Annotated in this window: 11 protein-coding genes; 6 read left to right on the top strand and 5 right to left on the bottom strand. The window is 67.8% G+C overall.

The window, feature by feature from the left end; translation table 11 throughout:
* Nucleotides 1–172 precede the first annotated feature (172 nt).
* Nucleotides 173–769, top strand: coding sequence for a L,D-transpeptidase (locus tag J0J10_RS18870; protein WP_291648196.1), 597 nt, complete (start codon nucleotides 173–175; stop codon nucleotides 767–769).
* Between the two features lie 89 nt (nucleotides 770–858).
* Here J0J10_RS18870 and J0J10_RS18865 read toward each other — a convergent pair whose 3' ends face one another.
* Complete coding sequence (locus J0J10_RS18865) at nucleotides 859–1,749, bottom strand: metallophosphoesterase (protein WP_291641610.1); 891 nt, start codon at nucleotides 1,747–1,749, stop codon at nucleotides 859–861.
* Nucleotides 1,750–2,283: 534 nt separating this feature from the next.
* On the bottom strand, nucleotides 2,284–3,666 hold the full coding sequence (locus J0J10_RS18860) for an aminotransferase (protein WP_291648194.1): 1,383 nt from the start codon (nucleotides 3,664–3,666) through the stop codon (nucleotides 2,284–2,286).
* 290 nt (nucleotides 3,667–3,956) lie between these two features.
* Between J0J10_RS18860 and J0J10_RS18855 the strand changes: the two genes are divergently transcribed.
* Genes J0J10_RS18855 through J0J10_RS18845 form a run of 3 tightly spaced genes read left to right on the top strand, consistent with a single transcriptional unit; the run spans nucleotide 3,957 to nucleotide 5,956 of the window.
* Nucleotides 3,957–4,487 (top strand): hypothetical protein, encoded by a 531-nt coding sequence (locus J0J10_RS18855; protein ID WP_291641614.1) that lies wholly within the window; start codon nucleotides 3,957–3,959, stop codon nucleotides 4,485–4,487.
* Between the two features lie 17 nt (nucleotides 4,488–4,504).
* Entirely contained in the window at nucleotides 4,505–4,903 is a 399-nt protein-coding gene (locus J0J10_RS18850; protein WP_291648372.1) for a VOC family protein, read from the top strand.
* 24 nt (nucleotides 4,904–4,927) lie between these two features.
* Entirely contained in the window at nucleotides 4,928–5,956 is a 1,029-nt protein-coding gene (locus J0J10_RS18845) for a DmpA family aminopeptidase (RefSeq protein ID WP_291648193.1), read from the top strand.
* Nucleotides 5,957–5,960: 4 nt separating this feature from the next.
* Here J0J10_RS18845 and J0J10_RS18840 read toward each other — a convergent pair whose 3' ends face one another.
* From J0J10_RS18840 to J0J10_RS18830, 3 genes are all read right to left on the bottom strand, one after another.
* Entirely contained in the window at nucleotides 5,961–7,424 is a 1,464-nt protein-coding gene (locus J0J10_RS18840) for an amidase family protein (RefSeq protein WP_291648191.1), read from the bottom strand.
* A 100-nt stretch (nucleotides 7,425–7,524) separates the two neighbouring features.
* Nucleotides 7,525–8,391 carry a patatin-like phospholipase family protein gene (locus J0J10_RS18835; protein ID WP_291648189.1) on the bottom strand — a complete coding sequence of 289 codons (867 nt, stop codon included), beginning with the start codon at nucleotides 8,389–8,391 and terminating at the stop codon, nucleotides 7,525–7,527.
* Nucleotides 8,392–8,400: 9 nt separating this feature from the next.
* The gene (locus J0J10_RS18830) at nucleotides 8,401–8,802 is read right to left on the bottom strand and encodes a MarR family winged helix-turn-helix transcriptional regulator (protein ID WP_291641623.1); all 402 of its coding nucleotides are present in this window, start codon (nucleotides 8,800–8,802) and stop codon (nucleotides 8,401–8,403) included.
* 193 nt (nucleotides 8,803–8,995) lie between these two features.
* Here J0J10_RS18830 and J0J10_RS18825 point away from each other — a divergent pair, with 193 nt between their 5' ends.
* The gene (locus tag J0J10_RS18825; RefSeq protein WP_291648188.1) at nucleotides 8,996–10,621 is read left to right on the top strand and encodes a long-chain-fatty-acid--CoA ligase; all 1,626 of its coding nucleotides are present in this window, start codon (nucleotides 8,996–8,998) and stop codon (nucleotides 10,619–10,621) included.
* A 139-nt stretch (nucleotides 10,622–10,760) separates the two neighbouring features.
* A partial coding sequence (locus J0J10_RS18820) for a DNA translocase FtsK (RefSeq protein ID WP_291648186.1) occupies nucleotides 10,761–12,092 on the top strand: 1,332 nt, incomplete at its 3' end.

The following is a 12,092-nucleotide window of genomic DNA, read 5'->3' as shown; positions in this document are numbered from 1 at the left end:
CAACGCAGCAAGAAGCCAAATCGCATCGAAATCCCGGAACTTCGTTGCATGGCTGACGTTGGAGCCGTAAATCTGGGCTCCGTTCCGGCCCTGGCTTGCGTCTGTCGGGTCACAGAATCTTAACGATCCATTCATCATAAAAGACGCTGTCCTGGCGTCGTCGGTGGAAGTCATGAAGCGGTCTCTGGTTGCTGCGCTCGGCGTGTCCGTCCTTCTCGGGGCGTGCCAATACAAGACCGTGAATGCACCTGCACTTTCGGCACGCGATGCCGAATACATGGCGCTGGTTCCGAAATTCGAGACGCAGATCACGCATCTTCCCTACGAGATCAATGATCCCACCGGTGAAGCGCCGGGCACGATCGTGGTCGATACGACAGAGAAGTTCCTCTACTTCGTGCTGCCCAACAAGAAGGCGATTCGCTACGGCGTCGCGACCGGCGACGAGGCCTTCGGCTGGACCGGCACGGCGGTGATGCAGCGCAAGGCGGAATGGCCGCGCTGGACGCCGCCGGCGGAGATGATCAAGCGCTGGCCGCATCTGGCGCCGCGCGCCGGCGGCATGGAAGGCGGACCGGACAATCCGCTCGGGGCCCGGGCTCTCTATCTCTACCAGGACGGCAAGGACACGCTGTACCGCATCCACGGCACCAACGAGCCCGAGACGATCGGCCGTTCGGCCTCGTCGGGCTGCATCCGGATGCGCAACATCGATGCGATCGACCTCTATAATCGCTCCGAGGTCGGCGGCAAGGTCATCGTCCGCTGAGGCTGGAGCGGCGCCGGTCGGTGCCGCATCTCGGTCGACCTTTCGCCGCGTCCTCGCGCGAGCCGGGTCCGGCTTCGCGCGAAACTGATTCAACCCAGTTCGATCAGCACGATCTCCGGCGGGGCGCCGAACCTCACCGGTAATTTGCTCGTCCCCAGCCCGGCCGAGACCACGAGGTCACGGCCATTCTCGACGACATGGCCATAGGCATAGCGGTTGCCATAGTGCGACGGCACGATCGGCGACCAGCCGAGAATCCGGACCTGCCCGCCATGGGTGTGCCCTGAGAGTGTCAGCGAGACGCGGGCCGGCATGCGCGCGAAGATGTCCGGCTCATGCGCCATCAGGATCACGGGTGCGTCGTCGTCGATCCCGGCGAGGGTTGCCGCGAGATCGTGGACGCCACGGCGCTGGCCGCGGCGCGGCCGTAGAAAGGCGAGCTGGTCGCCGAGACCGGCGAGCCAGAGCGGCCCGGCTTTGGTGTCCAGTCGCCGCGCATCGTTCTCTAGGACCGGAATGCCGACCGCTTCGAGGGCGAGCCTGACCTCGGTAGGGCCGCGATAGTCGCGCTGCGCCCGGGCGTCATGCCACCAGTCGTGATTGCCGAGTATGGCGAAGCGGCCATGGGCCGCCCGCAAGCGGGCGAGTTCGGCTGCCCACGCCGCCTCGGGCGGGTCGTCCGGGCGCTTCGGCCTGCTGGCGATGAAGTCGCCGAGTAGCAGGGTGAGATCGGGCTGAAGGAGATTGGTCTGGTCGACGATCGCGCGCACCCGCGACACCGGCATATGCGGGCCGCCGACATGCAGATCGGAGATCACGGCGAGGCGGAGAGTCTCGCCTTGCGGCCAGCGCGCCGGCTTCAAACGGTAGCGCGTCACGCCCTGACGAGTCGGTTCCCAGGCATAGGCGTAGCTGCCCAGGCCGATGGCGGACAGAAAAAGACCGGCGAGAGTCTGAAGAACTCTGCGCCGGTCAAGCATGGAGGGTCTCGGTAGAAGGTCGTGCCGTGGTCAATCTTCAGAACCGCTGCGCAGGATCGCCGGGACGTCCCTGCGCTGCGGTGTCAACGCGGCGGGTGCCCAGCGAGTTCCAGCGAGAATGGCAGGAATTGCGATTGGGCGAAAGCGGGATGCATAGGCCTCGCGCGCCGTGGCGTCGTGAAAGCTGGCGCTGCGCGGTGCCGTCTGTTGGGGCTTTTGCGAAGACATGACTCTCGGGTTCCATCTAGGCTTGCCGACGGTTCCTGGCCGTCGACAGAGGCAATGTCGCAGCCGATCGGGTCGGGCCGGCGGCGGCATCGTGAAAACATCATGACGTTTTCTGCGTCACAACGAGGCCTTGGCCGGCTTTGGTGTGGTTTCGCTGGCGGCTACCGATAATCCGCTACTGTCACGTTCCCGCTATCGCCGCGCCCCGTCCCCGCCATCTGGGCGTTTGTCAGATCTAGATTGGACCTCAAATGAAAATGCCCGCCACGAGGGCGGGCATCGCGATCATGAACGCGCAGGCCGCTGTCAGGCGGCGAGCAGGCCTTCGGCCTTGACCCAGTCGAGCGTCTTGCCGAGTGCCCGCTCATAGCGGTCGAACATCTCGTCGATCTCGGCCTCGCTGATCACCAGCGGCGGGCAGAAGGCGACGCGGTCGCCGCCCATGGCGCGCAGGATCACGCCCTCCTCCTGGGCGAAGGAGACCGATTTGGCGGCCACGGCCTTCTTGGCCTCGAACTGCGCCTTGCTCGCCTTGTCTTTGACGAGTTCGATGCCGCCGATCAGGCCGACGCCGCGTGCCTCGCCGACCAGCGGATGCTCGGCCAGCTTGCCGAGGCGGGCGAGGAATTTCGGCGAGACCTGCCGGACGCGCTCGATGATCTTGTCGCGCTGGTAGATCTCCAGCGTCTTGACCGCGACCGCGCAGCCGACCGGGTGGCCGGCATAGGTGTTGCCGTGGCCGAAGGTGCCGATCTTGCGGCTCTGGTCGACGAGAACCTCATAGACGGCTTCGTTGACCATCACGGCGCTGAGCGGGAAATAGGCCGAGGTCAGCGCCTTGGCGCAGGACAGCGTGTCGGCATTCATCTTGTAGGTGGTGGTACCGAACATCTCGCCGGTGCGGCCGAAGCCGGTGATGACCTCGTCGGCGATGAACAGGATGTCGTATTTGGCGAGGACGGCGTTGATCGCCTCGAAATAGCCCTCGGGCGGGGTCACCGCGCCGCCGGCGCCCATCACCGGCTCGGCGATGAAGGCGGCGACCGTGTCCGGGCCCTCGCGCTGGATCATCTCGTCGAGCTCGGCTGCCAGCCTCGCCGAGAAATCGAGCTCGCTCTCGCCGGAATGGGCGAAACGGTAGTGATGCGGGCAGGAGGTGTGGAGAATGCCGGGGAGCGGCAGGTCGAAATCGGTATGGTTGGCCGGCAGGCCGGTCAGCGAGGCCGAAGCGACGGTGACGCCGTGATAACCCTTCAGCCGCGAGATGATCTTCTTCTTCTTGGGGCGACCGAGCGCATTGTTCATGTACCAGACCAGCTTGACCTGGGTGTCGTTGGCATCGGAGCCGGCCGATCCGTAGAAGACCTTGGAGATCGGTACGGGCGCGATCTCCTTCAGCTTCTCGGCGAGCTCGATCGCCGGGTCGTGGCTGCGGCCCGAGAAGATATGGGTGAAGGGCAGTTTCTTGAGCTGCTCATAGGCGGTTTCGGCCAGCTCGTCGTTGGAATAGCCGAGCGAGGTGCACCAGAGCCCGGCCATGCCCTCGATATAGTCCTTGCCGGTGGTGTCGTAGACGAAGACGCCCTTGCCGCGCTCCAGCACCAGCGGGCCGACCTCGCGATGGGTGGCGAGATTGGTATAGGGGTGAATCAGCGTTTCGATATCGCGCACGGCGAGGTTGGTCAGCATGCCCGGCTCCGCTTCCTTATGGGACGTTTATGCGAGCATAGCTCCGCAGCCGCGCAAGCGCTGAGCGATTTTCTTGCAGATCGAAGCAGAGTCTGGCGCAGGGCAGTGCCGCGGCGTCGGAAACTTGAGGCGGCTTTTTCCCGATGGAGCCGCCATGCTTCGAGACGCCGCTGCGCGGCTCCCGCGGCACGAGGGCCGATGCCGGGAAATCGCGTCTGGAACGGTTCCAATCATGGCTTGCCAGCAGCAGCGGCGATGCTCATGGTGCGGCCGGTTCACGAGAGGTCCGCATGATCGATCCCGCCACCCTGGCGAACCGGCCGGCGCCGGGCCGCGATTGCGGCAGCTGCACATTGTGCTGCAAGGTCTATGACAATCCGGAGGTCGACAGCGTCGCCGGCGCGTGGTGCCAGCATTGCCTTCCCGGGCGATCCTGCAAGATCTACGCGCAGAGGCCGCAGCAATGCCGCGACTTCTTCTGCCTGTGGATGACGCAGGGCTTCCTCGGCCCGGAATGGAAGCCGGATCAGGCGCGTTTCGTGCTGACAATGGACCCGGCGACCAAATGGCTGTTCGCCCAGGTCGATCCCGGCGCGGCGCAGGCCTGGCGCAAGGAACCCTATCTCGGCCAGTTCCGCCGCTGGGCGAGCGCCGGCCAGCGGCCGGTGATCGTCTTCGTCGGCAAGCTCGCCACCGCGATCCTGCCGGATCGCGAGGTCGCGATCGGCGCGATCGGGCCGCATGAGCGCCTGGTGCTGCGCGAGGAGCTGGTCGGCGGGCGCTCGCGGCCGACGGTCGCCAAGGTGACGGTCGCGGCGTGAGCGCATCGGGCCGGCCCATGCTGCATCATCTCTCCTTCGGCGTCGCCGATATTATGCGCGCCGCAGCCTTCTACGACGCGGCGCTGGCCCCGCTCGGCTATGTCCGTGTCTGGCAGGATCTGCGGCCGGGCGAAGCCGGACAGGCCATCGGCTACGGGGTGCCGGGCAGCGGCGATCAATTGGCTCTGAAGCATTGCCCTGACGGGCAAAGGCCGCCGAGGCCTGGTTTCCATCTCGCCTTGGCGGCGCCGGGTCGTCAGGCGGTCGCGGATTTTCACCGTGCGGCTCTGGAGCATGGCGGCCGCGACAATGGCGCGCCCGGCCTGCGGGTGCATTACGGCCCGAATTACTATGCGGCCTTCGTCGTCGACCCCGACGGGCATCATCTCGAAGCCGTGTTCAACGCAGCCGTCTGATCGTCGCCGGAGGAGGAGGGCACCTTGCACAAGAGGGCACGCGACCATGGTCTGATCTGCGGCTCGCTGACGACCGGCCCGCTCAACGCGATCACGGATGTGGCCGGTGTCATCGTAGGCCACCGGACAATCCGGGAAGGCGGTGTCAACACGGGTTTCACGGCGGTGCTGCCGCATGACGGGGATCTCTTCCGCGAGAAGGTCCGCGCCGGTGTCGAGATCATCAACGGCTTCGGCAAGAGCGCCGGGCTGATGCAGCTCGCCGAGCTCGGCCAGATCGAGACGCCGATCCTGCTCGGCAACACGTTTTCGGTCGCGACCGGGATCGAGGCCCTGGTCGGACGGGCGCTCGCCGCCAATCCGCAGATCGGGCGCAGCACCGGCACGGTCAACTCGCTGGTGCTGGAATGCAATGACGGTTTCCTCTCGGACATCCGGGCACGGCGCCTGACGCTCGCGGATGCGGAAGCCGCGCTCGATGCCGCCACTGGCGGACCGGTCGAGGAGGGTGCGGTCGGCGCCGGTACCGGCATGAGCGCTTTCGGCTTCAAGGGGGGCATCGGAACGGCGTCGCGGCTGGTGGAACTGGATGGCCGCAGCTTCACGCTCGGCGTGCTGGTCCAGGCGAATTTCGGCAATGCCGGCGATCTCGTATTGCCCGATGGCCGTCGCCCGGTGCCGCCGGCGAAGCGGACGGCCCAGCCGCCCGAGCGCGGCTCGGTGATCATCATCCTGGCCACCGACCTGCCGCTGGAGAGCCGGCAATTGACGCGCGTCGCCCAGCGCTGCGGCGCGGGCCTCGCCCGGCTCGGCGCCTTCTGGGGCAATGGCAGCGGCGACATCGCCATCGCCTTCTCGACAGCGAACAGGGTCGCGCATCACGAGAAGGCCGATATCGTGCCGCTCGCCGCGCTCAACGAGAACCGCATCGACCTGCCCTTCCGGGCCGCCGCCGAGGCGACGCAGGAGGCGGTGCTGAACGCCATGCTGGCGGCGCCGGAGACGGTCGGTCGCGACGGAAACCGCAGGGCTTCGCTGGCGGATTACTTGTAGGCTTTTACGCTGCGGCGACCGGCGGTACGCGATAGCCGCCGCCCAGTTTCTCGAGCATGGCCCCGACCGCGATGGCGCTACGGTCCTCACCCATCGGCGCGACGACCTGCACGCCGAGCGGCATCCCGGCCTGCGACGGGCCGACCGGTACGGAGAGCGCCGGTAGGTCGGCGCCGGTCGCAAGGCTCGCCCAGCACAGGAAGTCGAGATAGGGCCGCTCGACACCGTCGATATCGAGCCTGCGGGCATGGAAGTCCGGCAGATGGTCGTGCTTCAGCGCGCCGACCGGGGCGGGCGGGCAGAGCAGCACGTCGTAATTCTGGAAGAAGCGGGTCCATTGCCGCTTCAGCGCGAGGCGGCGCTGCTGGACCTGCTGGTAGAGGCCGGGCGTCATGCGGGCGCCGCGGGCCTGCAGCGACTGATGCGAGAGATCGTTCGGGCTGAACTTGCCGGCCTGCGCCTGGATGCGGGCGCGCACCTTCGGCGGCAGGCCATAGGCGACGACGGCGTGGTTCAAGAGCGCATAGACCTCATAGGCCTCGCTGAAGCGGAAGCCCGGGCGGGCCGCCTCGTCGACCAGCGCGCCGGCCGCGGCGAGGCGTCGGCCGGCCTCGCGCACCGCCTCGGAAACCTCGCGGGTCACTGGCGCGAAGGGCTCGCTCGCCCAGACCGCGACGCGCAGCCCTTTGGCGTCGGCGTGGCGGGGAGCGGGCAGGGGCGGGCCGGCGACATGGGCGTCGCGCGGGCCGGCGAGCACTGCGAGAACGAGGTCGATATCCTCGGCGTGGCGGGCGATCGGCCCGGCGACCATCAGGTCGACATTGCGCGCCGTGCGCCGCTCGGGCGGCGGCGGCACGGCCCCCCAGGTCGAGGCCAGCCCCCAGCTGGTCTTCAGGCCGAGCACGCCGCAGGCCTGGGCCGGCCAGCGGATCGAGGAGCCGAGATCGGAGCCGAGCTCGAAGGCCGCCATGCCGGTGGCGACGGCGATGGCGGCGCCGCCGGAGGAGCCGCCGGGCGAGTATTCGGGGTTCCAGGGATTGTTGGCGATGCCATGGGCAGGGTTGTAGCTCTGGAAATCGCCGGAGAAGACCGGAACGATGGTCTTGCCGATGATCACCACGCCGGCGGCGCGCAGGCGGGCGACGGCTGCCGCATCCTCTGCCGGAATCCGGTCCTTATAGGCCGGCAGGCCGCCGGAGGAGGGCAGGCCGGCGACGTCGAAGGCGTCCTTGATGGTGATCGGCAGGCCTTCCAGCGGGCGCGCCTGCCCCGCCGCGATGCGTCGGTCGGATTCTGCCGCCATGGCGCGCGCCGCCTCGCGATCCTGCGCGACGATGGCGTTGAGCGCGGGATTCAGCGCATCGATGCGGGCAAGGGTCACTTCCAGCAGCTCGCTGGCGCTGAAGCGGCGGGCGAGCAGGCCGGCGCGCAGGCTGGTGGCGGAGGCGGTGAGATCGATCGAAGGCATGGCTGATTCCGGCGGCCGAATACCGAATCGTAGCCTGTCCTGAAGGACGATGAAAACGGGTCTTGCCGCACGATGCGGATCGGCATCGCGCCTTATGGGGTCACGGCGCTGTCGAGGCCTTGCGGACCTGCCTGCTTTCCAAACTCCGGAGAAATGCCTCGCCATCGCGGATGCCGAGCTCATAGGCGAAGCGGATGCCGTCCCAGTTGCGGATGGTGAACTGGCTGACCGGGATCGTTTCGGACGGGCCGGTATAGGTCCGGTTCGCGACCTCGGGCACCTGTGCGAACGGGCGCGTGAGCAGCACGAGCGTCGGCTCGCCTTGCTGCTCCAGCTCGGCGAGCGCCCAGGCCGGGGCGCTGTCGACGAGGCCGCCATCGAGCGCGGCGCGGCCCGCGACCAGGCCGCCCGGCATGAAGGGCGGCACCGAGGCGCTCGCCATCAGCGCGGCGACCAGCTCGGCCGGCGTTGCGCAGTCGGCGATGCGGACCAGATCGGGCACGAAGCCGAGCCTGCGGCCAGCGGTCGGATGCACCGGGCGGTGCAGGCGCTTTTCGAGCTGATAGGCGCCGATGCCGAGCGCGGCGGCGACGGGCAGCGGCCAGAAGCGTGGGGGCCGCGACACCGCCACCAGGAAATCAGCACGGGCCTGCAGTGCGGCGAGCCGATCGGCAGTGAAGAGTTGGGCCAGCATCTGCTCATAGAGCTCGCCGACCGGGAAGAGGCGGCCGCCGCGGCGAAAGGCCGGCCAGTCGATTTCGGAGGTCCGGCCGATGCAGGCCTCGCGCACCAGCTCGCGCACGGTCGGGCCGAGGCCCAGCGCAGTATAGAGCATGGCGAAGGCGCCGGCGCTGGCACCCACCACAAGGCGCGGCTTCAGGCCGATCCGCGGCGCCACCGTCTCGTAGAAACCGCCCTGCCAGTAGCAACGATTGCCGCCGCCGGCATAGGCCAGCCCCGCGAACACGCGCTCCGCCTATGTCTCGTCGACGGCGCGGGCGAGGTCGCGCCAGGCCAGCACCAGCCGGTCGAGCTCGACGAGATCGCCGGATGGGAGCTTGCCGAGAGTCGAAGCGACGAAATCGCGCTGCGTCGCCATGCCGGCCTCCGCCAGGCGCCGGCCCTCCGGCGTCAGGTGCATGGCGTAGGAGCGCCGGTCCCCGGCGATGGCGCGGCGCTCGACCAGTCCCGCCTGGACCAGCCTGTCGACCAGGCCCGAGACATTGCCCTTGGTGACGTAGAGCCGCTCGGCGAGCTCGCTCTGGCTGATGCCTTCGCGCTCGGTCAGGGTCGAGAGCAGGTCGAATTGCGGGATGGAGAGGCCGAGCTCGCGGATGCGCGCCGTCATCTGGCCGAGCATACGCTGGTGCAGCCGCATGAAGCGGAACCAGACGCGGTCTGGTTCGACCGGCTCAGGCGCAGGAACTGGGCGGGATGCTGGCAATGGCTCTTTCCCCCGGATGGTTCATCCCTGAACTAGCTTATCTTCGGCCGCTGCGCGAGGGCTTTCGCGTCCGCACCTCCCCTGGCTATGCTGCGCAAAACAAGTAGTACCAATGGGGAGAAGGCGCATGCTGGGCTTGATGCAGGACTGGCCCCTGCTGATCCACCGGATCATCGACCATGCCGCAATTCAACATGGCAACCGCGAGGTCGTCAGCCGGAGCGTCGAGGGGCCGATCCGGCGTACGAGCTATGCGCAGGTGCGCGAGAAGGCGCTGAAGCTGGCGAAGAAGCTCTCGGGCAGCGGGATCAAGGTCGGCGACCGCGTCGCGACGCTGGCCTGGAACACCGACCGCCATCTCGAGCTCTGGTACGGCATCACCGGCATCGGGGCGATCACCCATACCGTCAATCCACGGCTGTTTCCCGAGCAGATCGCCTGGATCATCGATCATGCCGAGGACCGGCTGCTCTTCCTCGACCTGACCTTCGTCAAGCTGGTCGAAGGCATCCGGGACAGGCTGCCGACGATCGAGCGCTACATCGTCCTGACCGATCGCGAGCACATGTCGGAAACCTCGCTGAAGGGTGCCGTCGCTTACGAGGACTGGCTCGCGGAGGGCGATGCGGATTTCGCCTGGGCGAAGCTCGACGAGAACACCGCCGCCGGGCTCTGCTACACCTCGGGTACCACGGGCGGGCCCAAGGGTGTGCTCTATTCGCACCGCTCGAACGTGCTGCACGCCATGGCCTGCGCCATGCCCGACTATATGGGCCTGTCCTCGCGCAGCGTCGTGATGCCGGTGGTGCCGCTGTTCCACGCCAATAGCTGGTCGCTGGCCTATTCGGCGCCGATGACCGGGGCGAAGCTCGTCCTGCCGGGCATGAAGCTCGACGGCGCCTCGCTGCTCGAACTCCTGAACGGCGAGGGCGTGACGCTGACCGCCGCCGTGCCGACGGTCTGGCTCGGCCTGCTGCAGCATCTCGAGGCGACCGGCGAAAAGCTCACCAGCCTGAAGCGGGTCGTGATCGGCGGCTCGGCCTGCCCGCGGGCGATGACCGAAGCCTTCGAGACACAATACGGCGTCACCGTCGACCATGCCTGGGGCATGACCGAGACCAGCCCGATCGGCTCCTTCTGCACGATCAAGCCCGATTATGCCGATCTCGAGGGCGAGGCGCTCTACGACCTCAAGGTCAAGCAGGGCCATCCGCAGTTCACGGTCGAATTCCGGCTGACCGATGATGAGGGCAGGGAGCTGCCCTGGGACGGCAAGACCTTCGGGCGGCTGAAAGTGCGCGGCCCGGCCGTCGCCGGCGCCTATTACCGGCACGACCAGCCGATCCTCGACGAGCATGGCTTCTTCGACACCGGCGACGTCGCGACCATCGATCCGCATGGCTACATGCAGGTCACCGACCGCTCCAAGGACGTGATCAAGTCCGGCGGCGAATGGATCTCCTCGATCGAGCTTGAAAACCTCGCCATCGGCCATCCCGATGTGGCGGAGGCGGCGGTGATCGGCGTCGCCCATCCGAAATGGGATGAGCGGCCGCTCCTGGTGATCGTGCCCAAGCCCGGCCGGACGCCCGGCAAGGAGGAGATGATCGCCTTCATGACCGGCAAGGTCGCGAAATGGTGGCTACCCGACGATGTCGTGCTGGTCGAGGCGATCCCGCACACCGCGACCGGCAAGATCCAGAAGACGGCGCTGCGCGAGATGTTTCGGGAGTACCGACTGCCCGTCGTTTAGGCGACACCGCGGCCAGCCGATCGGCCTGGGGACAACCCGCTGTCGCGGTGCGCGGGGGGCAAAGCTTCATCCCCTCTTAACCCTGCCGGGGTACGCCTCGAAGCAGTCGTTAACCAATGTGCCGTGCTTGCTGATGTCCATGCGTCGAGTGAATTGGAATCTCCAGGCGGAAGGCGCCGATTCCCCCCTTCAGCCCCAGACCGGCCAGTCGGCTTCCGAGCCGGCCGCGGTCCGTTACTGGCGGACGCCGAGGAAGACCGCGAAGCCGCGGGTCGAGCCGGAAGTCGTCGAGGCGGAGGTCGTCGAGATCAGCCTTCCCGAACCCGAGCCCGAGCCAGTGCCGCTTGCCCCGGCCGAACTCGACCGCGTCCGCTTCTGGCGGACGCCGCGGCATCTGATGCAGCAGGTCTGGGGCGAGACGCAGCTCGCCGAGATCGCCGCCGCCGAAGGCACGTCGGAAGCGATGGTCGCCGCGCTCGACAGCGAGGGCTGCGCGTACGCGCCTGCCATGGCGTGCGAGGAGGCGGAACCGGGCGTCGAGACGATGCCGTCGACGCCTTTCGCCTTCCTGTCCGACGACGCCTTCTGGGAGTTCATCCCGGATGCCGAGCGGGCCGACGAGACCGCGATCGAGACCCTGGCCGAGACGCTCCCCGAGCCGGCCCTGCTGCCCGCCCCGCCGCTGCCGCCGGCTCTGGCCGAAGAGCGGCGGGTCGTTCCGCAGGCCGACGGCTTCATGGGTGCCGCGGCGACCGCGACGCCCTGGAGCGGCATGGGCTGGACGCAGAGCTATCGGCTCGATGTGAGCTTCACCGCCCCCGCCATGCCCTCCGCTCCGCCGGCAACCGCACCGGTCGAGCCGCCGGTGCAGGAAAGCCCGCCGCCGGCACAGGCGACGAAAAACGCCGTTCCGATTCTCAAGGCCGAGCGCCCGCAACGCGCGCCCGAGCCCGATGCCTCGGCGCAGCGCGCGAAGCGCCGCGGCGTCGAGATCGCGCCGGCGGTTTCGGTGGTGATCCCGGGTTTCGAGCTGCCGCCGATCGATTTCCTGGCCGAGCCGCCGCAGATCGAGAGCGCGATCCCGGTCGAGATCTTGCAGCAGAATGCGGGCTTCCTCGAAGGCGTGCTGGAGGACTTCAATGTCCGCGGCGAGGTCGTCCAGGCCTGCCCCGGCCCTGTTGTGACGCTTTACGAATTGGAGCCTGCACCGGGGACCAAGTCGTCGCGGGTGATTTCGCTGGCGGACGACATCGCGCGTTCGATGAGCGCGATCTCGGCGCGCGTCGCGGTGGTGCAGGGCAAGAACGCGATCGGCATCGAATTGCCCAACACCAAGCGCGAGACCGTCTTCCTGCGCGAATTGCTGGCGAGCCAGGACTTCGAAGCGACCAAGCACAAGCTGGCGCTCTGCCTCGGCAAGACCATCGGCGGCGAGCCGGTGATCGCCGACCTTGCCCGCATGCCGCATCTG

Source organism: Allobosea sp., from assembly GCF_017308075.1.
Lineage (GTDB): Bacteria > Pseudomonadota > Alphaproteobacteria > Rhizobiales > Beijerinckiaceae > Allobosea.
The sequence above is the reverse complement of the archived record's forward strand: the minus strand, read 5'-3'. Positions and strand labels throughout refer to the sequence as shown.